We start from the raw sequence: 23,185 nt of genomic DNA on the forward strand, positions 1-23,185 counted from the left end.
GGTCCGACCTGAGGCGTACGCGTCGACGGCACCCCGGACGGACGCCGACAAGGGTGGCCCGAACCTAGCGTCGATCGCATGACCATGACCCTCACCCGCCCGGCGGTGTCCGTCACCGAGCTGACGAAGACGTACGGCTCCGGCGACGCGGCCGTCCACGCCCTCGCCGGAGTGTCCGTCGACTTCGCCGCCGGGGCGTTCACCACCATCATGGGTCCGTCCGGGTCCGGCAAGTCGACGCTCATGCACTGCGCGGCCGGGCTGGACGTGGCCACCAGTGGCAGCATCCGGCTCGGCGAGCACGAGCTGACCAGGCTGTCCGACACGGCGCTCACCCGGTTGCGCCGGGACCGGATCGGCTTCGTCTTCCAGGCGTTCAACCTGCTGCCCACGCTGACCGCCGGGCAGAACATCACGCTGCCGCTGGACCTCGCCGGCCGCCGCCCCGACCCGGACTGGCACGACCGGCTGGTCGGCGTCCTCGGCCTGGCGGATCGGCTGCACCACCGGCCCAGCCAGCTCTCCGGTGGCCAGCAGCAGCGGGTGGCGTGCGCCCGCGCGCTGCTCGGCCGACCCGACGTCATCTTCGCGGACGAACCGACCGGCAACCTGGACTCCCGCTCGTCGGCCGAGGTGCTCGACTTCCTCCGGCACAGCGTGCGGGAGCTGAACCAGACGGTCGTCATGGTCACCCACGACCCGGTCGCCGCCTCGTACGCCGACCGGGTGGTGCTGCTCTCCGACGGGCGGCTGGCCGGCGACATCGTCGACCCGACCGCCGACACCGTGCTCGACGCGCTCCGCCACCTGGGGGACTGATGCTGCGCACCACGCTCCGCACCCTGCGGGCACACCCGTTCCGGCTGGTGGCCACCGCCCTCGCGGTGGTCCTCGGCGTCGGCTTCGTGGCCGGCACCCTGATCTTCGGGGACACGGTCCGGGCCGCGACTTACGACCAGTTCGCCCGGGCGGCCAGCAACGTCGACGTGTCGGTGGAGTCCGACCTCGATCTGCCGGGCGGCACGGTGGACACCGTGCGGGCCGTGCCCGGGGTCGCCGCCGCCGAGGGCCGGATGGAACGGCCGCTGCCGCTGCTGGATCGGCGCGGCAAACTTGTCGACAACGGCATGAACCCGGGAATCACCATCTCCGCCGGCACCGAACCCCGACTGCGCCCGTACGACATCGCTGCCGGTCGCGCACCGGCGGCGGCCGGGGAGGCGGCGCTCGACGTGGCCACCGCCGACCGGACGGAGTACCGGATCGGCGACCAGATCACCGTGCTGGACCAGGACCAGGACCGCCGGCAGCTCACCCTGGTCGGGACCGCCGACTTCGGTGCCGCCAGGCAGTACGCGGACCAGTCGGTGGTGCTGCTCACCGACGGTGGCATCACCGCGTTGACCGGGGCCGACCAGCCCGAGCAGGTGGTGGCGGTCGCTGCCGCCAGCGTCGACGAGTCGGAACTGGCCCGCCGGGTGGCCGCCGCCGTCCCGGCCGACCTGCGGGTACGCACCGGTGCCGAGTACCGGTACGACCTGGCCGACGCCGCCACCGGCCAGCTCGGCCCGTTCCTAACCATCCTGCTGGTCTTCGCCGGGATCGCCTGCGTGGTGGCCGCCTTCGTCATCTACAACACGTTCACCATCCTGATCGCGCAGCGGATCCGCGAGCTGGCGCTGCTGCGCTGCGTCGGCGCGTCCCGCCGCCAGGTCTTCGGCTCGGTGCTGCTGGAATCGGCGGTCGTCGGGCTGGTCGGCGCACTCATCGGGATCGGCGTCGGCGTGCTCGTCGCCATCGGGTTGTTCGGCGGCGCGAACGCGGTGGGCGCCGAGCTGCCCGCCCATCCGCCGGTGGTCACGGTCACCCCGGTGCTGGTCGCCGTGCTGGTGGGCGTGCTGGTCACGGTCGTCGCCGCGCTGCTGCCGGCGGTCCGGTCCACCCGGGTTGCGCCGCTCGCGGCGCTGCGCGGCAGCGCCGCGGGCGACGTCACCCCGACCCGCCGGCGGGTACTGCTGATCGCCGCCGGGACGCTTGTCGCGGTGCCGGGCTCCGCGCTCACCTGGTACGCCTCGAACCGGGTCGACGACTCGCAGACGGCCACCGTGCTGGTGGTGGCCGGCGGGTTGGCCAACTTCCTCGCCGTGCTGATCGTCTCGCCACTGTTCGTCGGCCCGCTGACCGCCGCGCTGGGCTGGCTACCGGGCCGCGTCTTCGGCACGCCTGTGAAACTGGCCTCGGCGAACGCCCGGCGTAACCCGGGCCGGGCCGCCGCCACGACCGCCGCCCTGATGATCGGGGTGGGGCTGATGTCGGCCGCCACCGTGGCCGTCAACACCGTGCAGCGGACTGCCGACCACGAACTGGCCGCTAACTATCCGTTCGACTTCCTGGTGCGGTCGCAGATCCTGGAGGGCGAGTCCGGCGTGCCGGCCGAGGTGGCGGACCGGTTGCGTGCGGAGGAACGGTTGTCGTCGGTGACCCAGGTGCGCATCGAGTCCGGCGTGCTGGATGGCGACGGTACCCGGGTGGGCACCCTGGACGACGAGGCACTGGCCACCTTGAACGGTCCGGAGCTGGTGGCCGGGTCGCTGCGGGACCTGACGCCCGGCCGGGTCGTGCTGTTCACCGGTGGTCCCGGTGCGACCGGGCGCGACCTTGGGGACCAGGTCACCGTCACCGGGCGCGACGGGCGGCAGCGCGTCCTCACCGTGGCCGGGTTGGCGGAGGGCCGCTCGAACACCGGCGACGTGCTGGTGCGCTGGTCCGACTTCGAGGGGCTGTATCCCGACGCGCGGCAGGACGACCTGGTGATGGTGCGGGCCGCCGACGGCGTGTCGCCGGCCGACTCGCGGGCCGTGGTGGAGTCGGTCACCGACGACTACCCGCTGACCGGCGTGCAGAGCCTCGCGGTGTGGCGGGATCAGATCACGCAGGCCGTGGAGCAGTTGATCACCGTGGTGGCGGCCCTGCTGGCAGTGGCGATCATCATCGCGTTGATCGGGATCATGAACACGCTCTCGCTGTCGGTGCTGGAACGCACCCGAGAGTCGGCGGTCGTCCGAGCGCTCGGGCTCACGCGTACCCAGCTCCGGCTCACCCTGTTGGTGGAAGCGCTGCTCATGGGTGTTGTCGGGGCGAGCGTGGGGATCGGCTTCGGGTTGCTCTACGGCCTGCTGACCGCTCGGGTCATGTTCGACGGCATCGACCCGATCGTCACGGTCCCGGCCGGCCAACTCGCCGGGTACGTGACGCTGGCCGCCGTCGCGGCCGTGCTCGCCGCGGTGCTGCCCGCCCGCCGGGCCGCCCGGTCCTCGGTAGTAGCCGCGATGTCCCACCCCTGACCCACCCACCCCCTTTCCCGTCGATCTAGATCGACGAGGGAAGGCGGGAGGGCGAGGGTAGGGGTTAGGGGCGGCTTGGGCGGATCAGTCCTTTTTCGTACGCGAGTACTACGATCTGCACCCGGTCGCGCAGGCCGAGCTTGGTGAGGATTCGCCCGACGTGCGTCTTCACCGTGGTCTCCGCCACGTAGATCCGCTGTGCGATCTCCAGGTTGGACAGCCCCTGCGCCACCAGCAGCAGCACCTCGCGTTCCCGCTCGGTGAGGCCGGGTAGCGGGTCGGTGGCGGGATCGACGCCGCCGGCCGGCACCAGTTGGTCGGCGAACCGGTCCAGCAGCCGCCGGGTGATCCGGGGCGCCACCACCGACTCTCCGGCGGCGACCACCCGGATGGCGGCGATCAGTTCCTCCGGTGGGACATTCTTGAGCAAGAATCCGCTGGCCCCGGCCTGCAACGCGGCGAACGCGTCGGCGTCCGTGTCGAACGTGGTGAGCACCAACACCCGGGGCGCGTCCGAGCCGCTTGCGACGAGCTGCCGGGTGGCCTGCACACCGTCCATCACCGGCATCCGGATGTCCATAACCACCACCTCGGCCGGGGTACGCGCGAGCAACCGCAACGCCTCGGCGCCGTCGCCGGCCTCGCCCACCACCTCGATGTCCGGCTGGGCGTCGAGCACCATTCGGAAGCCGGTACGCACCAGCACCTGGTCGTCGACGATGACTACCCGGACGGGCGTCTCGACACGGACGTCGGTGTCGGCTCCGTTGGTGGGCCCGGTGTCGGCTCCGTTGGCAGACCCCTGGGTCGGCATGGGGCCAGCGTAAGAGACCGGGGACGCCGACCGTCCGGCCACCCCGGCACAGGACGCAAGATCGCCCTCGATCCGTGATGTAGGGGCTTCGGAGGCAGGCCGAGGCCCCTACATTAGGGATCCTGCGTGATCTTCGCGCGGTTGCGGGACGGTCCAGGGCCGTCGGTCGATTCGGGACCGTCGGGCGAGCGGGGGTTGTCGGGGGTTCGGGCGGCGCTGTCGGGCGAGCGGGCGTCGTCGGCCAAACCGCCGTCGTCGGGGGTTCGGCCGCCGTGGTAAGCGTCGGCCACCGAGCCGGCGTCGGCGTCCTCCGCGGGTGCGGAACCGTCCGATTCGTGAAGCGTGAGCCGGGCCACCCGCCGGCCGAGGGTGGAGTTTGCCAGCGTGGCGCTGACCGCGCTACCGGCCGCGATCGACCAGCCGACCGGCCCCAGCGGCGTACACCCGAAGAAGTGGCTGAGCCCGGGGGTCTGCACGATCGCGGCGAGGGTGGCCACCGAGGCGCCGGTGGCCAGCAGCACCGGTGGGCTCGCCCCGCCGGCCAACACCGTCTGGCCGAGTTGACTGCCGATCAGCGACGCCAGCGCCACCGTGCTGGCCCGGCGCTGGGTGCCGGTGAACCGGGCGATGGTCCATCCGGTGGTGGCGCCGAGCGTGGTCGCGGCAGCCCGCAGCGCCATCTCCCGTTGCAGGGTGGCGCCCAGCGAGGTGTCCGGCCCCTCGGCGAGCAACTCGTCACCGCCCGAGGCGTGCGGCGGACGTACCGCGATGGCCATCGCCGGCGCCAGATCGGTGAGCAGGTTGACAAGCAACAACTGCCGGCCGTTGAGCGCCGATCGGCCGGTCACCGCGGCCGACAGCACACTGAACGCGATCTCGCCGAGGTTGCCGCCGACCAGGATGCTCAGCGCGTGCCGCACCGACGACCACATGGCCCGGCCCTCGACCAGGGTGGCGATGATGGTCTCCAGCTTGTCGTCGGTGACCACCAGGTCGGCCGCCGCCCGGGCGGCCGGGGTGCCTCGCTGACCGAGCGCGATGCCGACATCGGCCAGCCGGATGGCCGGCGCGTCGTTGGCGCCATCCCCGGTCATCGCCACCGTCCGGCCGCACCGCTGCAACGCCTGGATGATGCGTACCTTGTGGGCCGGCGTGCAGCGGGCCACCACGTCGGTCCGCATCATCGTCTCGGCCACCGCGTCGTCGTCCAGCGTGTCCAGTTCGGTCGCGGTGACCACTCGCTGCCGCTCGTCGTCCGCCCCGATGATGGACGCGATGGCCGCCGCGGTCGCCGGATGGTCCCCGGTGATCATGATGGTGTGCACGCCCGCGTGCCGGATCCGGCGGACCGCCGGCGCCGCGCTGGCCCGTACGCCGTCGGCGATCGCCAGGAAACCCAGGAAGGTCAACTCGTCGACCGCCGCGTCGGTCACGTCCCCGGCGGGCAGCGACCGTTGCGCCACCGCCAGCACCCGGTGCCCCCCACCGGCCAACTCGTCCAGTGCCTCGGCCAGGCGCCGGTGGCCGTCGTCGTCCAGCGGCTCGGCACGTCCGTCCCGCAGGGCCCGCCGGCAGCGCGGCAGGATCCGCTCGGGAGCACCCTTCACGTCCAACCGGAACCCGTCCGGGCCGTTGCCCGCCGTCGCGTGGTAACCCCGGGACGGCTCGAACGGCAGCGACTCCGCCGCCCGCCAGCCGGGGCATCCGGTAGCCACCTCGACCCTGGCCCCCCGGGCGCCCTCGACCACCGCGCGGTCGGTCTGCCCCGACAACTCGTCAAGGGAGTCGACCTGCGGGGTAGCCCGGATCGCCGCCGCGAGGACACCCCGCAGCCCCGCGTCGAGATCCGCCAGGCTCGCGTACCGCCGGCCGTCACCGACCCCGACGAGCCGCAACCGGCCCTCGGTGAGGGTGCCGGTCTTGTCGAAACACAGCACGTCCACCCGGCCCAGCGCCTCGATGGTGCGCGGGTTGCGCACCAGGGCGCCGTGCTCGGCCAGCCGCCGGGCCGCGGCCAGCTGCGCCGCCCCGACCAGGAACGGCAGCCCCTCCGGCACCGACGCCACAGCCAGGTTCGCGGCGGTCGCCGCCGACTCCCCCAGGGGTACGCCACGCAGCAGCCCGGCGCCGGCCACCGAGACGGCGGAGGCGACCGCCAACGGTACGGCGGTGCGGGTGAGCCCGGTCAACCGCTGCTCCACCCCGCTACTCGGCGGCGCCTCCCGGGCCAGCGCCATGCTGCGACCGACCTCCGTGTCCGCCCCCACGGCCACCACCACGCCGGTGGCCCGGCCGGCGGCGACCGTGGTGCCCTCGTACAGCATCGACGAGCGGTCGGCCACCGCGGCGGCCACCACCGGCGGGGGAGCCTTCGGCACCGGCAGCGACTCCCCGGTCAGCGACGACTCGTCGGCCTCCACCGCGTCCGCCTCGATCAACCGGCAGTCGGCGGGCACCGCGTCACCCGGCCCGAGCAGCACGATGTCGCCCGGCACCAGGTCGTCGGCCGACACCACCCGCTCGGTCCCGTCGCGGCGCACCGTCGCGGTCACCGCCGATCGGGACAACAACTCGGCAAGCGCACGTTCGGTACGTACCCGTTGCGTGGCGCCGACCAGCGCGGACACCCCGATGACGCCGCCGACCAGACCGGCGTCGACCGGCGAGCCGACCGCGGCGGACAGCGCCGCGCCACCCGCCAGCACCGGCGTCAACGGGTTCGCCAGCTCCTCCACGAACGCCTGGCGCAGGCCCAGCGGCCCGTTCCGGTCCACGTCGCGCCGGGCCCGTCCACGTACGTCGTCGGTGGTCAAACCCTCGGGGCGGGCGCGCAGGTGGTCGAGCACCACGGGCACCGGCATCAGGTGCCACGGCACCACCGGCCGGGCCGTCTCGCGCGGCCGGTCCGGCAGCTTGTGCGCCCGCCACATGCCGTTGAGCAGGGATATCCCGGCCGCCGCGTTTACCGCGTCCACGGACAACTGCGGCAGCCGGCGGGGCGTCGCCGTGAGCGCCGCGAGCGCCCCCACCCCGGTGCCGGCGGCGGACAGCCGGATGCTCTGCCGGGCCACCTGGCGGGCCAGTCCGGCCGCGTCCACGACCAGTGACGCCACCTCCAGGTCGGGGCCGATCAACAGGTGTGCCCCCCACGGCGGCCGGTCGCCCCGCCGCCAGACGCCCAACCCGCAGTCGGCGGCGCCGAGCGCCCGGCCGTCGCCGGACACCAGCATCACCGTGGCCCCGTCGCGTTGCAGTCGGCGTACCGACGCCAGCAGCCGCTCGCCACCGGGAACCCGGCTCGCCGGCATGGCGTACCGCTCGTCGGCCTCCCCGGCCACCAGGACCCGCAGGCCGGCGCGCCGGGCGGCCATCATCAGCGCCTCGGCCCCCGGGGCCGGTTCCGGCTCGGTCCGGAGTACGGCCGCCAGCCGCTCTCCCTCGGCGAGCCCCAACACGGTGCCACCGTCGTGGCCGAGCCGGCGTGCCTCCCGCTCCCCGGTCCGGCCGCGCAGCGACAACCGGTCCAGCGGACCCAGACGCCAGCCGTCGTCCGTCGCCACCTCGGCCGGGTCGGCTGGGCGGAACAGCCCGAACGCCCGGGTGGCCACCTGCTCGGCGTCGGTGCCCGGCAGCGGAACCAGCTCGGTCAGTCCGCTCCGGTCGCCGCGCAGCACCGACTCGTCCAGCAGTAGGGTGTCGATCCGGTCCAGTTCGCGCAGCACCCCGCGCTCCATCGCGATCACGCCCCGGTGGGCCAGTGTCCGACCGAGGCGGGCGGCGTACCCCTCCCGACCGGTGGCACCCGCCTTGGGCATGGCAGCCAACCCGACCGCCGCCGCCCGTTTGCCGCCCACGAGCGGCGTCAGCGCGGCGGCGGCCACCCCACCGGCGGCCAGGATCCGGCCGGCGTACCGCTCGACCGGGCCGTCGGGTTTGCGCAGTGGTCGGTCGTCCGGGCACGGCGGGGCCGCCGCCCGGTCCGGGGTGCCGGCCAGGTCCGGCTCTGCCTCGTTCCAGGCGGCGAGTTGGGCGCGCGCCTCGCTCCACTGCAGGAGGCGTTGACCGGCGTCCAGCGCGGTGCCCGCCCACCCGCCCGCGAGCCCTTGGACCAGTGCCTCCACCAGCGGAAACAGGGAGTTCGCCCGATCCGGTCGGAGCCCCTTGCCGGCGATCTCGTGCAATCGCGGATGTAGGTCCACCACGTTTATCAGGTTGGCCGCCTCGCCGGGCACCCGGGTGAACGGCAGCACCCTGGACGCGGCGGCGAGCGTGAGGCCGAGCGCGTCGGCGGCGATGGCGGAGACCGCCCGCTTGGTGCGGGGCCCCTCCTCCGGCGGATGGGGCGGCTCGCAGTCCGGGTCCGGAACCAGTCCGTCGCGTCGTTCGACGGTGGCGATGGTGGCCATCAGGTCGCGGAGCCGTGGCCCGCGCGGGGTCACCGCGACCACCACCCGACCGGACGGGCCGTTGACCCGGGCCCAGGCCACGCCGGGCAGGGCGGCCAGCGCCCGTTCCACCTGCCGGGCCAGTCGCTCGCCGCCGGCCTGCGACACGCCGCGTACCTCGATGTGGTGCCGGCCGGGCCTTGACCAGACGCCCCGGCCGTTCAGCCCGGCCGCGCGCGCCGCCCGGGACACGGCCGCGCCGGTACTTCGGGAAACGCCGGTGACCAGGTCCGGAAGCCAGGACGGCCCGGGCACCCGGTACGCCATGCCGCCTCCCCGATGTCTGATCGCCCGGCTTTCCCGTCGTCGGCCGCCCTATGCCGCCCGTACCCGGGCGAATTTCCGCCCCTCGGCGGGCATGGACGATGGTCCCGGTGGAATACCGCGGGGTCGTCGGATTCTGGGGAGGAACGATGACCGCGATAACCGGAATGAGCGCCCCGGCCTCGATCACCGCCATGCGCCGCGCCACCAGACAGGTCGAGTTGCCGGTGCTCGGCACAGTGGCCGTGCCGCCGCCGGACAAGATCGCCTACTACGCGGGAATCGGGGTGCTCACCGCGCTCCAGGTGATCGAATGGCCGCTCGCGTTGGTGATCACCGCCGGTCATCTGCTGGCCGACCAACACCTGTCAGGGCTCGCGCGGGGAGTCGGCGAGGCGCTGGAAACGGCCTGACACCGGCACCGGTGGTGCCCGCCCCGTGCCGGGCACCACCGGTGTGCCGGGCGCCGTCGGACTGGCGGGGTGAACCGCCGCCGGGCCGCCGAGCACCCGGGCGGGGCGAAACCGCCAGTCCGGGCCGCCGCGTCGGTCAGTTCCGTGCGGTGCCGCGCAGCGTCGGGATGAGCACCGCCCCGGCGACCAGGTGCAGGGACACCAGGGACAGTTTGGCGGCGGTGTCGACGCCACTGAGCGGTCCGGTGAGCAGGGACAACGCCAGCACGACGAGCGCCACGCCGGTCCAGATCGCCCGGGCCCGGCCGGTGAACCGTTCGAGCAGGGCCAGCAGCGCCCAGCCGGCCAGCCCGGCCAGTGCGGTCGCGACCACCACGGACGCCGGCCCGATGGTCCGCTCCGTGCCACCGGGTCGAGCCACCAGGTCCGTTCCGGCGAACGGGACGATGAACGCCCAGAAGGCCAGGGTCGCGCCGGTCGCGGCGAGGACCGCCAGCACCCGTCGGACACGTCGCCGCTCGGGCCGGGTCTGCGTGGTCGGGGCGGACGTCCCCTGGGTCGGTACGGACATGTGCGGCACCTCCATCTGTTCGGTTCCCTGGCAACGCTAGGAGTGCGGTGGGCCTGGCGGATCGGCCCACTGATCGGTCCTCGTCTCGTTCGTGAGGACTGGGCCCGTACCCCCGGATCTCCGTCTGGCGACCGATGAGCGGCGGCGGACGGGACAAATACCATCCGGAGCATGCGTTCCAGGCTGGCCCGGCTGTTGATGATGATCGACGGCGCGATCGCCGCGGTCGTCTTCGGCACCGTGCTGCTCGTGGTGTCCACGGCACCGGACGGCACCCGCCGTCCCGTCGAGGCGGCACTTGTCGTCGCCCTGGCGGCGGTCCAGGCCGGTACGTTGCTGTGGTTCCGCCGGTGGCCGCTGCGCGCCATGGCCGTCGCCGTGCTCGCCGGCGTCGGGTTGGAGATCCTCAGTCCAAACCTCGCCTGGCTCGGATTGATCTTCGTACCGCTTACCTACCTGGCTCGGTTGCGACCGCCCCGGGTCTCCCTGCCAGTGTTGATCGGGTTGCTCCTGCCGACCCCCGTGAAGCTGCTCACCGGTGACTGGCGGGACGCCTTGCTCGCGGCCGTCGGGCTGGCCTTCTCCTGGGCGGTCGGCGAGTTGCAGCGTGGCCAGGCCCACCGTCGACACGAGGAACGGCGACGCATCGTGGCCACCGAGCGGGAACGGATCTCCCGCGAACTGCACGACGTGGTGGCCCACCACGTCGCCGTGATCGCGGTGCAGGCGGCCGGTGCGCAGGACGTCTTCGACCGCCGACCGGACCGGGCCCGGGCGGCGCTCGACACCATCCAGACGTCCGCCCGGTCGGCGCTGGCCGAGCTGCGGACGATGCTGAACACGCTGGCCCCGGAGACCGCCGATGACGAGCCGGCGCCGGCACCGCAGCCGCGCCTCGCCGAGCTGGACGCCCTGGCCGCGTCGGTGCGGGCTGCCGGGCTGCGGGTGACCGTGCGCCGGGAGGGCCCGGACACGATCCTGCCGGACGGGGTCGAGCTGTCGGCGTACCGGATCGTGCAGGAGTCCCTGACGAACACCCTGCGGCACGCGCACGCCACCCGGGCCGACGTCCTGCTCCGCTACGGGCCGGCTGCGCTGGAGCTGGAGGTGGTCGACGACGGCGCCCTCGACGGGGGCGGCGCGAGCGGCGGCTGGTCCGCGGCGGCCGGCGGGGGGCACGGCCTCGTCGGCATGCGGGAGCGGGCCCGGTCGGTCGGTGGCACCCTGGAGGCCGGCCCGATGCCCGGTGGCGGCTTCCGGGTGTCCGCCCAGCTACCCGTGGAGGGGATCTCGTGACCATTCGCGTGCTGCTCGCCGACGACCAGGAGCTGGTCCGTGGCGGCCTCGCGATGATCGTGGACGCGCGTGACGACATGGCGGTCGTCGGCGAGGCCGGCGACGGGTTGTCGGCGATCGCGGTGGCCGAGCGCACCCGGCCGGACGTGGTGTTGATGGACGTCCGGATGCCGCGGCTGGACGGCATCGAGGCGACCCGCCGGTTGGTCCGGTCGGGACATCCGGCCCGGATCGTCATGCTCACCACGTTCGACCTCGACGAGCCGGTGTACGCGGCGTTGCGGGCCGGCGCGAGCGGGTTCCTGCTGAAGGACACCCGGCCGGCGGATCTGGTCGAGGCGATCCGGGTGGTGGCCCGGGGTGAGGCGTTGCTCGCCCCCACGGTGACCCGACGGCTGCTGGACCGGTTCGCCGAGCGGCTGCCCGGCCCGCAGACCTCGGCGCCGCGGTTGGCCGACCTGACCCCGCGCGAGGTGGAGGTGCTCACACTCGTCGCCCGCGCGCTGTCCAACGCCGAGATCGCCGAGCGGTTGTACGTGAGCCAGGCGACCGTCAAGACGCACCTGTCGGCCATCCTCGCCAAGCTCGGCCTGCGGGACCGGATCCAGGCCGTCGTCTTCGCGTACGACGCCGGCCTGGTGAAGCCGTCGAGTTGAGTCCGTCAGTCCGGCCAGGTGCGCAGCGCGCGGTCGAGCATGTCGACGAGCCGGTCGTACGTCCGGTCGACATCCCGGGGCAGTCCGAACCCGCCCGCCGCCTCCAGCGACACGAACCCGTGCAGGGTGCTGCGCAGGCTGCGGGTGGCGTCGACGAGCCGGTCACCCGCCAGGCCGTACCCGGCGAGGACCGCGAAGATGACCCGCACCGCGCGTTCGCCGGCGGCGGCGTGTTCGGTGTCGGCCGGGTCGGGGGCGCGCTGGGCGGCGGCGTATCCGCCGGGCCGGCGGCGTGCGTACGCCCGGTAGGCGTGCGCCATCGCGCGGAGCGCGTCGGAACCGGACCTGCCGACGGCGGCCTCGGTGATCGTGGCCGTGAACTCGTCGAGGGCCCGGATCGCGAGTTGCTGGTGCAGCGCGTCCATGCCGCGGATGTGTTTGTAGAGGCTGGGCAGCGCCACGCCGAGTTGCTGGGCGACCGCGGCCAGGGTGAGCCGGTCCAGTCCGACCTCGTCGGCGAGCCGGGCCGCCTCGGCCACCACGATGTCGGACGTCAGGCCGGCCCTAGGCACGCCCGTGCACCCGGTCCAGGAACGGCGTGAGCACCGGGTTGACCACCTCGGGATATTCGGCCATCGGGTAGTGCCCGGCGTCGGGCACCAGCAGCAGTTCGCCGCGCAGCCGCTCGGCGGCGAACCGGCCCTCGGCGGGGGCGTCCGGCCAGTCCCGGTCCTTCTCACCCATCACCACCAGGGTAGGCGCCTGCACCCGGCCGAGTCGGCGCTCGACGGGGGCGTGACTGGTCCGGGAGGTGCGCACGAACGAGCACCAGTGGTCGCCGCGCCGCAGGCTGGCCATGATCCGGGCCTCCTCGTCGGCGAAGTCGGCCGGCTTGCGACCCGGGTAGAGGCTGGCGTGGTAGGACTTCCAGAAGGCCGGGCCCCACGGTTTGACAAGCGCGGCCCGCAGCAGCAGGTTCATCACCGGGCTGGCCTTCGGCTGCCGGACCCAGGGGCCCATCAGGGCCAGCCCGGTGACCAGCTCCGGGCGCTCGGCCGCCGCGATCACCGCGGCGCCCGCGCCCATCGAGTCGCCGATCACGGCCGCCGGCCCGCCGAGGTGCTCGATCAGTGCGGCAATGTCGGTGGCCAGGGCCTCGTCGTCGTACGCGTCGAAGCCGTCGTCGCTGTCGCCGTGCCCCCGCAGGTCCATGGTGGCGACCCGGTAGCCGGCCTCGACCAGCACCGGGACGGTGAACCGGTAGACCGAGCGCAGGATCCCCATGCCGGGTACGGCGACCACCAGCGGGCCGGCACCCTGGACGTCGTAGGCGATGCGACCGGCGCCACGATCGAGGTAGCTAGTTGTCATAGCCGCAAAGCTAATAGCATTAGCTAGAATTGTCAACCCGGACACGTACGGGGGAACCAGCCGGAAGTGAGAGCTTTTCGTGCCAGCGCGGGTCATACCGTGGCGACATGCTCGCACTGGTTGCCACCGTCATCCTGTACACCGCGGGATTCGTCTTCCTGTACGGCGTGATCCGGTTCGCCGTCCGGCACGCCATCCAGGACGTCGAACGGCACCGCCGGGAGGTGCTGCTCGCCGAGCGGCGGGCCGCCCTCCAGGAACGCACGTTCATCCAGGAGAACGCCTACCTCGCCGGCGGCTGACCGGCGCCCAACGCTTCGGCCGGCGTGTTCCCCGGTGCCGGCTCGGTGTCACCCGGTGCCGGTCGGCGGGCCACCGGTAGGGGTCCGGCCCGGTGTTCCCTGGTGCCGGCCGGCGGGCCACCGGTAGGGGTGCGGAGACCGGGTTCCGGTGAGATGATCTCGGACATGCTGGGCACCCTCAAGACCGAACCGGCGCTCGGCCGGCCGGACCTGCTGGCCACTGCCGTGCACGAGGTGCTCGGGCAGTGGCCCGACGACGCCCCGATCGAGCCCGACGACGTCCTCGTGGCGCCGATCGACGCCACGCTCGCCGACACCGCCGCCTTCTGCGCGGCGTACGACATCGGCCTGGACGTCTCGGCCAACTGCGTCGTGGTGGCCGGCAAGCGCGAGGGTGCCGTCCGGTACGCGGCCTGTGTCGTGCTCGCCACCACCCGCGCCGACGTCAATGGGACGGTGCGCCGGCTGCTCGACGTCCGCAAGGCCAGCTTCGCGCCGATGGCGGAAGCCGTCGAACTGACCGGCATGGAGTACGGCGGGATCACCCCGATCGGCCTGCCCGACGAATGGCCGATCCTGGTCGACGCGCGGGTGGTCGCCGTGCCGCACGTGGTCGTCGGGTCGGGGGTTCGGCACAGCAAGGTGGTGCTGCCCGGTCCAGCCCTCGGCGTGCTCCCCAACGCGAGAGTGGTCGACGGCCTGGCCCGCCCGACAGAGTCGCGTTGATCAAGAGGTTCGCGTCATCGACAGGGCTTTCTCGTGACGCGAACCTCTTGATCAACGCGACGAAGATGGTCGGGCGGGGGGACGGTTATCGATGTTGTTGCACGTGAAACATTCCGCTCAGCCGATCTGTTCGCGTACCTGCCGCTTCAATCGGGCGAGGATGGCGGTGCCGCCGCGTACCCGCAGCGGACTGATCGCCTGGGCCAGGCCCATCCGCTGGTAGAGGTCGTCCGGCACGGCCAGCACCTGGTCCGCGCCCGCTCCGGTCAGCCCCTCGGCGAGAATGCCGGCGAAGGCCCGGGTGGTGGGCGCCTCGGGCGGGCAGTCGAACCAGGTGGTGACGGTGCGGTCCGCCGCCACCTCGACCCGCAGGAAGAACGCCGTCTGGCACTCGGGCACCTGCTCCATCCCGGCCCGGTCGGTCATCGTCTCGGGCAGCGGCGGGACGGCGTCCGAATACTCCAGCAGCATCTCCAGGACGACGTCGCGGGGCGCGGACGCGAACTCGTCGACGATCTCGGCGAGCTTCGGTGGCATGGCCGGCGGTGGCGTGGCCGTGTGTGACATGGCCGCCAGGCTACCGCCGGCGGTGGCCGGCCGGTCTCGCAGCTCAGCAACCCCACTCAGTTGTTCGGAGGTTGTTCGCTGATCTCGCCGAGCGTGGACCCCGGGTCCATCCGCATGGCCAGGTCACCCAGGGAGACGATGCCGACCAACTGGCGGTCGGCGTCACAGACCAGCACCCGGCGTACCCCCCGGTCCCGCATCAGCGTGGCGGCGTCCGCGGCCGACGAACTCTGCTCGATCATCACGACCTCGCGGGTGGTGATCGAACCGATCGTGGTCTCGCCCACGTCCCTCCGCTCCGCCACGGCACGCACCACGATGTCCCGGTCGGTGACCATGCCGATGATCGAGGCGCCGTCGGTGACCACCACGTCGCCGATGTCAGCGTCCCGCATGGCCTGTGCGGCCTCGTCCAGCGGAGTTTCCGCGGACAGGTAGATCACCTGCTTGGTCATCACGTCGCTGACCCGGTGCGCAGTCATGAGAGCCTCCCGATCCCGAAAGCGCCGGCGCATCGGACCGCCGGCATCCACCGTCATACCCGGTCGACCGGCGGATCCAACCGGGACGTCAGATCCGACACAGCAACGTCGTCCCGTTCGCCGGTGCGCCGGTCGCGCAGCTCGACGTACCCCTCGGTGAAACGACGGCCGACCACGACGACGCGCGGGATGCCGATCAGCTCGGCGTCGGCGAACTTCACCCCGGCCGACACCTGCGCGCGGTCGTCGAGCAGCACCCGTCGCCCGTTGGTGGCGAGGCCCGTCGCCAGGTCGACGGCCGCGTCGAGATGCGGACCCTTGCCGACCGCCACGACGTGTACGTCGCACGGCGCGGCCGCCGCCGGCCAGGCGAGGCCACGATCGTCGTGGTGCTGTTCGGCGATCGCCGCGACCAGCCGAGACACGCCGATGCCGTAGCAGCCCATCAGCGGGCGGACCGGCCGACCGTCCGGCCCGGACACATCCACCCCGAAGGCGTCGGTGTAGCGGCGGCCGAGCTGGAAGATGTGCCCGACCTCGATGCCCCGGCGGATGGTGAGCGACCCGGTGGCACACGCCGGGCAGGGGTCACCGGCCCGCACCTCGGCGGCCTCGATCGTGCCGTCGGGGACGAAGTCCCGTCCGCAGACCACGTCGGTGGCGTGCCGGTCCGGCTCGTTCGCCCCGGTCAACCAGGCGGTTCCGGTCACGACCCGGGGATCCACCAGGTAGCGGATGCCCAGCTTGGCCAGGATCTGCGGTCCGATGTAGCCGCGCACCAACTCCGGACGCGCGGCGAAGTCGTCGAACACGTCCACGGTGGCCGGCGCCAGCACCGCGGCCACCCGCTTGAGATCCACCTCCCGGTCACCCGGCACCCCGATCACCAGCAACTCGGGCTCGGCGGCCCCGGGCCGACGGACGGAGAGCACGACGTTCTTCAGCACGTCCGCCGCGCGCCACGAGTCGCGGCCGCCCAGCCGCCGGTCGTTCGCGAGGGTCACCAGCGACGCGATGGTGGGTGTGCCGGGCGTGTCGTGCGCCTCGGCCGGCGGGTGCGCGTCGAGATCCCCGGCCGTCGGCGCGGGCGTGACCACCGCCTCGGTGTTTGCCGCGTAGTGGCAGGTCGTGCAGGCCACGAAGGTGTCCTCGCCGACCGGCGTGGCGGCCAGGAACTCCTCGGAGGCCGACCCGCCCATCGCCCCGGACACCGCGGCCACCGTCGTGTAGTTCAGCCCGAGCCGGTCGAAGATCTGCTGGTACGCGACCCGGTGCCGGTCGTACGCCGCCCGCAACCCGGCGACGTCCAGGTCGAACGAGTACGCGTCCTTCATCAGGAACTCACGGCCGCGCAGCACCCCGGCGCGGGGCCGGGGCTCGTCGCGGAACTTGGTCTGGACCTGGTAGATCGTCACCGGGAAGTCCCGGTACGACGAGTACAGGTCGCGCACCAGCAGCGCGGCCAGTTCCTCGTGGGTGGGTGCCAGCAGGTGCGGCGCGCCCCGCCGGTCGGTGAAGGTGAAGATGTCGTCGCCGTACTCGGTCCACCGGCCGCTCGTCTGGTAGGGCTCGGCCGGCAGCAACGCCGGGAAGTGCACCTCCTGGTCGCCGATCGCGGCCAGCTCCTCCCGGATCACCTCGGTCACCCGGTCGAGGACCAGCTTGCCCAGCGGCAGCCAGGTGTAGCCGCCCGGCGCCGCGCGCCGGATGTACCCCGCGCGGACCAGCAGCCGATGGCTCGGCACCTCCGCGTCCGCCGGGTCCTCGCGCAAGGTACGAAGGAACAAGGTGGACATCCGATGCAACATTGCCGCAGCTTACGGAGGGCCGGAGCGGCTGGCGACGCGATTTCTCCGAGCCCGGTTCAGGGTCCCCCGACGGGGCTGTGTCCGGCCGAGGGACCCCGCCCCGGGTCAGCCCACCTTGCTCTTGACGTAGGCCGCCCACTGCCGGTCGAAGTCGAAGTACTTCAGGCCGAGCACCTTCGGCATCACCTGTTCCAGTGACTGGCCCCGGTAGTGTTCGGCGACCACCTCGAACGCCTTCCGCTCGCCGTACTTCTCCACCATGTACGAGACCGCCGAGTGGCCCAACCAGTAGTGGTAGCTGGTCCGGCCGTCGCGATCCCATCCGACGTTGTTGGGCAGCAGCAGGTTCCCGAGCTTGGTGGCCCGCACCCGGCTGCGGCCGGACGCGGCGCGGTCACTCGTCGTCCACGACTTGCGCTCGTGCCCGAAGTATTCGGCGAAGCCCTCGACCAGCCACTTCTCCTGCTGGTAGAGGATCGCGTCGTTGCCGATCTTCGTAAGGCCGTGGGCGAGTGAGTGCGCCAGCTCGTGCCGGAAGATCTCCGCGGGTCCTTCGCGGTCACCCGCCCTGAAGAACGACCGATCGGTGACGTCGATGACCACCCGGCTGCCGCCGACGACGTAGTCATCGTCCTCCCGGTCGATGTCGTCGTACTGTGGCACGCCGAAGGAGAACCCGGACTCGGGCGGGGTCTTGTTCGTGGTTCGGTAGAGCGTGGCCAGCCCTTTCTTACCCTTGACCAGCGAGATGACGAAGCCTTTCGGCACGTCACCGGGCACCCCGGCGGACTGCCAGGCGGCGAGGTTGGCGGCCGCCGCCCGTTCCGCGATCGGGGCGTAGCGCTGCGCCTCCGCCCGCAGCGCCACGTCGACGATGAACAGGGTGTGCTCGGTCCGTTCGACGTGGATGGTGGACCACTTGTCCCACGGCGCCGGGTGATAGGTCATCTCCTCCGGCTTCTCGCCGGTGTGACCCTTGACCGCGGTGACCGTGAGGGGCGCGCCGCGCTCCGGCCGGAAGATCGTCCAGGTGTACAACTCGTCGACCGGGTGACGGTCGTACCCGTCGAGTTGGTGCACGAAGGACAGCGTGAAGTCGACGGTGAAGCCGGCGCCCACGGGCTTGACGTCCCGCAGGACGACGCGCGACGCCAGGGCTCGTTGCTGGAATCCGGCCTTGGCCAGCGGCAGCTTCCGGAGGTTGCGGAACAGGTTGCGCTGCTGGTCGACCAGTTTCTTGTTGGCCGGGTCGAAGGCGGCCAGGAACGCGTTTTCGTCGCCGTCCTTGAGTGCCCTGGTCCGCTCGTCCATGAGGTCCTTCACCTCCTCCGGCTTGATCGGGTTGTTCTCCTCGTACCGGACGGCCGCCGCGGTGTCGTTCTTGCCCTTGACGTAGGAGCGCAGGCCGAACGCCGAGCCGGTGCAGACCAGGGCAACCGCGAGCACCGCGCTCAGGGTGATCCACAACCAGCGCTTGGACTTCCCACCGGGCGGTGCGGCCATCGGCTGGGGTCCGTACGCTCCGGGCGGGCCGTACGGGCCGGGGTGCCCTGGGCCGGGCTGCCCTGGGCCGGCCGGGTACGGCAGCGGGCCGTGCGGGCCGGGGTGCCCTGGGCCGGGCTGCCCTGGGCCGGACGGGTACGGCGGGTACGGCGGCGGGCCGTAGGGACCCGGAACGCGCTGCGCCGGTGGTCCGTAGGGCCCCGGCGGGGCGGCCTGGACCGGTGGCCCGTACGGCGGTGGGCCGCTGGAGGGCTGGCCCGTCGGTGCCGGCATGGCGGGGTTCGGTGCGGGGACGAAGGGTGGTCCCTCGGTCATGTCAGATCCTCGTTCGTGCTCCGGACGCTCGTCCACAGGTGACGGACGCGCCTGTCGGGTCCGCGACATTATGCGGACCGGCACGCTCGCGCGGTGCCCCGCCAGCGCGACCGGGTAGGAGGCCCGACCTCGGGTGCGGTCCGGGTCACGTCCGGTTCCGCCGGCCGTCGGGTCATCGACCGGCGTGCCAGAATCTGCCGTTGCGGCGTCGTCCGAACAGGTTGCGGCGTCGTCCGAACAGATTGCGGCGTCGTCGAGACAGGTTGCGGCGTCGTCGAGACAGCGGGAGGACGAGGTGCGCTGGCGCAGCTTCGTGGCCGTGGGGGACAGCTTCACCGAGGGCATGGACGACCCGTACCCGAACGGGACCTACCGGGGGTGGGCTGATCTGGTCGCGACCCGGCTGGCCGTCGACGCCGGGCCCGATTTCGGATACGCGAACCTGGCGATCCGGGGCCGGCTGTTCGACAACGTCGTGGCCGAGCAGGTGCCGGCCGCCCTGGCGATGAAGCCTGACCTGGTCAGCTTCGCCGCCGGCGGCAACGACGTGCTGCGCCGCAGCTTCGACGCGGAGGCCCTAGTGGCCCGCTTCGAACGGGTGGTGGCCGAGCTGCGGGCCACCGGCGCGGACGTGCTGATCTTCCGGTTCGCGGACGTGATGGCCCGGCTTCCCGGCCAGCGGTTGGTCGCGCCCCGGGTGGCGCGGTTGAACCAGGCGGTGGGCGAGGCCGCGGGGCGGCACGGCGCGATGTTGATCGACCTGTTCGCCGACGACGAGTTCCTGAACCCGGCGCTGTGGAGCGAGGACCGGCTGCACCTGTCGGCCGCCGGCCACCGCCGGGTGGCCGGGCACGTGCTCACCGCGCTGGACGTCCAGAGCGACCCGGACTGGCTGCTGGTGCCGTCCCGACCGGCGCCGAGCCCGTGGCTCGCCGCCCGCCGGGCCGACCTGCGCTGGGCCGGCCGACACCTGGCACCGTGGATCAAGCGGAGATTGACCGGCCGGTCCTCCGGTGACACGGTCACCGCGAAGCGACCGCTGCTCGGCCCGCTCGACGACGTGGCCCCGGCCCCGGCCCCGGCACCGGCACCGGCACCGGCCCCGGCGCCGCCGGTGGAGTGACGCCGATCACCGCCAGGCGGCGGCGGCCCGGTCGGCGTAGGTCTCGAAGTCGATGGGCTCGCGGCCGAGCACCCGCCGTACCCCGTCGGCGGGTTCGGCCAGATGCCCGGCGCGCATCCCGGCGAACATCAGGTCGAGCCCCGCGACGGCCTCCGCCGGCCACCCGGCGGACCGCAACTCGACCCGGTACTCCTCCGGGGTCAGTTCGACGTATTCGATGGGCCGACCGGCGGCTCGGGCGATCGTCGCCACCGCCTCGGCGAAGGTGAGCGATCGGGGGCCCGAGAGGTCGTACACCCGGCCGTGGTGACCGTCCGAGGTGAGCAGGACCGCGGCGACATCCGCGACGTCCTGGACGTCGACGAACGGCTCCGGGACCGGGCCCATCGGCAGGGCCAACCGGCCGGCCCGCAGCGGATCCCGCCACAGGTCCTCGTCGAAGTTCTGGTTGAAGTTGTTCGCTCGGATGATCGACCATTGCGCGCCGGAGTCCCGTACCGCCCGTTCCGCGGCCACCATGCCGGGGAACGCGTCCGCCGGGACCTGCCCGATCCCCCGACCGGACAGCGCGACGAACCTGCCGACACCGGCCCCGGTCGCCTGCTTCACGAAAAGCTCGGCGAGGGCCGGATCCTCCGGGGCCACCAGATAGACGGCCGACGCCCCGGCCAGTGCGGCCGGCCAGGTGCTCTGGTCGGACCAGTCGAACCGCACCTCGCCGGAGCGCGAGGCCGCCCGGACCGGCCGGCCGGAGCCCCGCAGCGCGCGTACCAGTCGACGTCCGGTCTTGCCCGTCCCGCCCAGCACCAGTATCAATTCCGCGTGTGTCGTCATGGTTGCCAGTCAACCGGCGGCGGTGCGGGGGCGGCCATGGCTCGTCGTACGCGGGGGATGTCCGATCGTCCGGCGGCCAGCGCCGCCGGCCCTCGGCCGTCGGCTGGTTATCGTGATGGGTATGGATCCGCTGGACGAACTGCTCCGTGGCCTCCGCGCGGACGCCGTCGGCTTCGACCGCCGGGAGCTGACCCCGCCGTGGACGTTGCGGTCCGCCGACGCGGCCATCCTGACGTTGTACGCGCCGTTGCGCGGGACGGTGTGGTTGACCCATCCGGAGGACGAGAGCCCCCGCCCGGTACGCGTCGGCGAGACCGCCATCGTGCGCGGAACCTTCGTGTTGGCCGACCGTCCGCTGCCGGCCGGGTCCGGTGAACAGGTGCCGGCCCGACCCGCCGACCGGATGTGGACCGGCTCCGGTGAACAGGCGCCGGTCGACGACACCGTGCTGCTGGTCGGGACGTACGACACCCGCGGAATGGCGGCCCGGCGGCTGCTCGACGCACTGCCCCCCGTGCTTGTGGTCCCCGACGGCGACGGCTGCGAATCGGTGCGCGACTTCCTCGACACGCAGGCCGCCTGCCCGGGCGGTCCGCAGGTGGTGCGGGACCGGCTGGTCGACTGGTTGGTGGTCTGCACCCTGCGAAGCTGGTTCGACCAGCCAGGCGCCGTGCCGTCCGGGCGGTTGCGCGCCTGGGGCGACGACGTGATCGGCCCGGTGCTGCGGGCCATGCACGCCGCGCCGGACCGACCCTGGACGCTTGCCGCACTGGCCGGCGAGGCGGGGGTGTCGCGGACCACGGTGGCGAGCCGGTTCGCCCGGCTGGTGGGCGACCCCCCGTTGACCTACCTGACCGAGTGGCGGATGACCCTGGCCGCCGACCTGCTGGCCGGATCCACCACGACGGTCGCGGCGGTGGCCCGCCGGGTCGGGTACGCGGACGCCTTCGGCTTCAGCGCGGCCTTCAAACGGTTCCACGGGGTGAGTCCCAGCGCGTACCGCGGCCGCTCGACGGGGACGATGGCGGCATGCCGCTGACCCGACGCCAGGTGCTGGGCGGCGCGGCCGCGACCGGAGCGGCCGTGGCGGGCGCCGCCGGGCTCGCCGGCTGTGACGGTGACCTGCCGAAACTGGCCGGTCCGCCGGCCGGGTGGGACCCGGGCGACTGGGGCAGCGTCCGGGCCCAGTTCGGCCTGGCCCGCGACGTGGCGCACCTGGCGACGTACGTCTTCGCCCCGCATCCGGCACCGGTCCGCAGGGCGATCGCCGAGCATCGGGCCGGCCTGGACCGCGACCCGATCGGCTACCTGCGGGCCAACGAGGAACGGCTGGACGCGGCGGTGGCCGGGGCGGCGGCCGAGCACCTGGGCACGGCCGCCGACCAGGTCGCGTTCACCGACTCCACGACGATGGGCCTCGGCCTGCTCTACGGCGGGCTGCGGCTGCGGCCGGGCGACGAGGTGCTCACCACCGAGCACGACTTCTACGCCACCCACGAGGCGTTGCGGCTGCGGGCCGAGCGGGACGGCGTAACGGTCCGTCGGGTCCGGCTCTACGACGACCCCGCCACCGCCTCGGTGGACGAGGTGACCGGCCGGCTGGCCGCCGCGGCGGGCGAGCGTACCCGGGTGGTCGCGCTCACCTGGGTGCATTCCGGCACCGGGGTCAAGCTGCCGATCCGGCAACTCGCCGCCGCCGCCCGGGACCGCGCCCCGGGGGTACGGGTGTGCGTCGACGCGGTGCACGGATTCGGCGCCGAGGCGACCCGCCCGGCGGAGCTGGGCTGCGACTTCCTGGTGACCGGCTGCCACAAGTGGCTGCTCGGGCCGCGCGGCACCGGGCTGGTCTGGGGAGCGCGGGACGCCTGGCCGGACGTGGCGGCGACGATCCCGACGTTCGACGGCCGGAGCATCGGCCGCTGGTTGGGCTACGCGGCGCCGCGGGTGCCGCCGGGAGCGGCGCACACGCCGGGTGGTTACCACGCCTTCGAGCACCGGTGGGCGCTCGCCGACGCGTTCGCCTTCCACACCGCCATCGGGCGGGACCGGGTGGCCGGTCGGATCCGGGAACTGGCCGGCCGGCTCAAGGACGGGCTGGCCGGCATTCCGGGGGTCCGCCTGGTCACGCCCCGATCGGCGGAACTGTCCGCGGGCGTCGTCTGCTGCGCGGTGTCCGGGGCGACGGCCGAGGCCGCGGTGGACCGGCTCCGGGCCGCCGGCGTGGTGGCCAGCGTGACCCCGTATAACCCGTCGTATCTGCGGCTAGGCGCCACCATCGCCAACGACGAGGACGACGTCGACGCGGCCCTGCGGGCGGTTCGTGGCCTGCTGTGAGCGACCCGGCGTACGTT

Annotated in this window: 20 protein-coding genes; 10 read left to right on the top strand and 10 right to left on the bottom strand. The window is 73.2% G+C overall.

The genetic code is table 11. The features are described 5' to 3' along the window. Positions 1-78 precede the first annotated feature (78 nt). Both ACFQUZ_RS12745 and ACFQUZ_RS12750 read left to right on the top strand, forming a co-directional pair. Complete coding sequence (locus ACFQUZ_RS12745) at positions 79-819, top strand: ABC transporter ATP-binding protein (RefSeq protein WP_377441509.1); 741 nt, start codon at positions 79-81, stop codon at positions 817-819. Continuing rightward, the gene (locus tag ACFQUZ_RS12750) at positions 819-3,344 is read left to right on the top strand and encodes an ABC transporter permease (protein ID WP_377441511.1); all 2,526 of its coding nucleotides are present in this window, start codon (positions 819-821) and stop codon (positions 3,342-3,344) included. The genes ACFQUZ_RS12745 and ACFQUZ_RS12750 overlap by 1 nt, the downstream gene beginning before the upstream one ends. A 64-nt stretch (positions 3,345-3,408) precedes the next feature. On the opposite strand, the gene ACFQUZ_RS12755 is transcribed toward ACFQUZ_RS12750, so the two are convergent. Both ACFQUZ_RS12755 and ACFQUZ_RS12760 read right to left on the bottom strand, forming a co-directional pair. After that, the gene (locus ACFQUZ_RS12755) at positions 3,409-4,026 is read right to left on the bottom strand and encodes a response regulator (RefSeq protein ID WP_377441613.1); all 618 of its coding nucleotides are present in this window, start codon (positions 4,024-4,026) and stop codon (positions 3,409-3,411) included. 245 nt (positions 4,027-4,271) lie between these two features. Next, the gene (locus ACFQUZ_RS12760) at positions 4,272-8,870 is read right to left on the bottom strand and encodes an HAD-IC family P-type ATPase (protein ID WP_377441513.1); all 4,599 of its coding nucleotides are present in this window, start codon (positions 8,868-8,870) and stop codon (positions 4,272-4,274) included. 146 nt (positions 8,871-9,016) lie between these two features. Between ACFQUZ_RS12760 and ACFQUZ_RS12765 the strand changes: the two genes are divergently transcribed. Beyond that, complete coding sequence (locus ACFQUZ_RS12765) at positions 9,017-9,280, top strand: hypothetical protein (RefSeq protein ID WP_377441515.1); 264 nt, start codon at positions 9,017-9,019, stop codon at positions 9,278-9,280. Positions 9,281-9,416: 136 nt separating this feature from the next. On the opposite strand, the gene ACFQUZ_RS12770 is transcribed toward ACFQUZ_RS12765, so the two are convergent. Next, positions 9,417-9,851, bottom strand: coding sequence for a DUF6069 family protein (locus ACFQUZ_RS12770; RefSeq protein ID WP_377441517.1), 435 nt, complete (start codon positions 9,849-9,851; stop codon positions 9,417-9,419). A 171-nt stretch (positions 9,852-10,022) separates the two neighbouring features. Here ACFQUZ_RS12770 and ACFQUZ_RS12775 point away from each other — a divergent pair, with 171 nt between their 5' ends. Both ACFQUZ_RS12775 and ACFQUZ_RS12780 read left to right on the top strand, forming a co-directional pair. Then, positions 10,023-11,147 (top strand): sensor histidine kinase, encoded by a 1,125-nt coding sequence (locus ACFQUZ_RS12775; RefSeq protein WP_377441519.1) that lies wholly within the window; start codon positions 10,023-10,025, stop codon positions 11,145-11,147. Continuing rightward, the gene (locus ACFQUZ_RS12780; RefSeq protein WP_377441521.1) at positions 11,144-11,803 is read left to right on the top strand and encodes a response regulator; all 660 of its coding nucleotides are present in this window, start codon (positions 11,144-11,146) and stop codon (positions 11,801-11,803) included. The genes ACFQUZ_RS12775 and ACFQUZ_RS12780 overlap by 4 nt, the downstream gene beginning before the upstream one ends. 5 nt (positions 11,804-11,808) lie before the next feature. Here ACFQUZ_RS12780 and ACFQUZ_RS12785 read toward each other — a convergent pair whose 3' ends face one another. Together ACFQUZ_RS12785 and ACFQUZ_RS12790 are read right to left on the bottom strand one after the other, a co-directional pair. Further along, on the bottom strand, positions 11,809-12,375 hold the full coding sequence (locus tag ACFQUZ_RS12785) for a TetR/AcrR family transcriptional regulator (RefSeq protein WP_377441523.1): 567 nt from the start codon (positions 12,373-12,375) through the stop codon (positions 11,809-11,811). Beyond that, positions 12,368-13,174, bottom strand: coding sequence for an alpha/beta fold hydrolase (locus ACFQUZ_RS12790; protein WP_377441525.1), 807 nt, complete (start codon positions 13,172-13,174; stop codon positions 12,368-12,370). Before ACFQUZ_RS12790 ends, ACFQUZ_RS12785 begins: the two co-directional genes overlap by 8 nt. Positions 13,175-13,281: 107 nt before the next feature. On the opposite strand from ACFQUZ_RS12790, the gene ACFQUZ_RS12795 reads away from it, so the two are divergent. Together ACFQUZ_RS12795 and ACFQUZ_RS12800 are read left to right on the top strand one after the other, a co-directional pair. Next, positions 13,282-13,476, top strand: coding sequence for a hypothetical protein (locus ACFQUZ_RS12795; protein WP_377441527.1), 195 nt, complete (start codon positions 13,282-13,284; stop codon positions 13,474-13,476). 165 nt (positions 13,477-13,641) lie between these two features. Continuing rightward, entirely contained in the window at positions 13,642-14,202 is a 561-nt protein-coding gene (locus ACFQUZ_RS12800) for a YbaK/EbsC family protein (protein ID WP_377441529.1), read from the top strand. Positions 14,203-14,319: 117 nt separating this feature from the next. Here the strand turns inward: ACFQUZ_RS12800 and ACFQUZ_RS12805 are convergent, their stop codons facing one another. The 4 genes from ACFQUZ_RS12805 to ACFQUZ_RS12820 form a co-directional block, all read right to left on the bottom strand. Next, positions 14,320-14,769 (bottom strand): SufE family protein, encoded by a 450-nt coding sequence (locus ACFQUZ_RS12805; RefSeq protein ID WP_377441531.1) that lies wholly within the window; start codon positions 14,767-14,769, stop codon positions 14,320-14,322. A 56-nt stretch (positions 14,770-14,825) separates the two neighbouring features. Further along, positions 14,826-15,251 (bottom strand): CBS domain-containing protein, encoded by a 426-nt coding sequence (locus tag ACFQUZ_RS12810; RefSeq protein ID WP_377441533.1) that lies wholly within the window; start codon positions 15,249-15,251, stop codon positions 14,826-14,828. A gap of 53 nt (positions 15,252-15,304) precedes the next feature. Then, complete coding sequence (locus ACFQUZ_RS12815) at positions 15,305-17,059, bottom strand: proline--tRNA ligase (protein ID WP_377441535.1); 1,755 nt, start codon at positions 17,057-17,059, stop codon at positions 15,305-15,307. 105 nt (positions 17,060-17,164) lie between these two features. Continuing rightward, positions 17,165-18,562 carry a hypothetical protein gene (locus ACFQUZ_RS12820; RefSeq protein ID WP_377441537.1) on the bottom strand — a complete coding sequence of 466 codons (1,398 nt, stop codon included), beginning with the start codon at positions 18,560-18,562 and terminating at the stop codon, positions 17,165-17,167. Between the two features lie 610 nt (positions 18,563-19,172). Here ACFQUZ_RS12820 and ACFQUZ_RS12825 point away from each other — a divergent pair. Then, positions 19,173-20,000 carry an SGNH/GDSL hydrolase family protein gene (locus tag ACFQUZ_RS12825; RefSeq protein ID WP_377441539.1) on the top strand — a complete coding sequence of 276 codons (828 nt, stop codon included), beginning with the start codon at positions 19,173-19,175 and terminating at the stop codon, positions 19,998-20,000. Positions 20,001-20,006: 6 nt separating this feature from the next. Here the strand turns inward: ACFQUZ_RS12825 and ACFQUZ_RS12830 are convergent, their stop codons facing one another. Next, positions 20,007-20,834: an NAD(P)H-binding protein gene (locus ACFQUZ_RS12830; protein ID WP_377441541.1), complete on the bottom strand. Its 828-nt coding sequence runs from the start codon at positions 20,832-20,834 to the stop codon at positions 20,007-20,009. A gap of 121 nt (positions 20,835-20,955) precedes the next feature. Between ACFQUZ_RS12830 and ACFQUZ_RS12835 the strand changes: the two genes are divergently transcribed. Then, positions 20,956-21,873: an AraC family transcriptional regulator gene (locus tag ACFQUZ_RS12835; RefSeq protein WP_377441543.1), complete on the top strand. Its 918-nt coding sequence runs from the start codon at positions 20,956-20,958 to the stop codon at positions 21,871-21,873. Then, entirely contained in the window at positions 21,864-23,168 is a 1,305-nt protein-coding gene (locus ACFQUZ_RS12840) for an aminotransferase class V-fold PLP-dependent enzyme (RefSeq protein WP_377441545.1), read from the top strand. Before ACFQUZ_RS12835 ends, ACFQUZ_RS12840 begins: the two co-directional genes overlap by 10 nt. Positions 23,169-23,185 lie beyond the last annotated feature (17 nt).

The organism is Plantactinospora sp. GCM10030261 (assembly GCF_042666615.1).
Lineage (GTDB): Bacteria > Actinomycetota > Actinomycetes > Mycobacteriales > Micromonosporaceae > KBS50.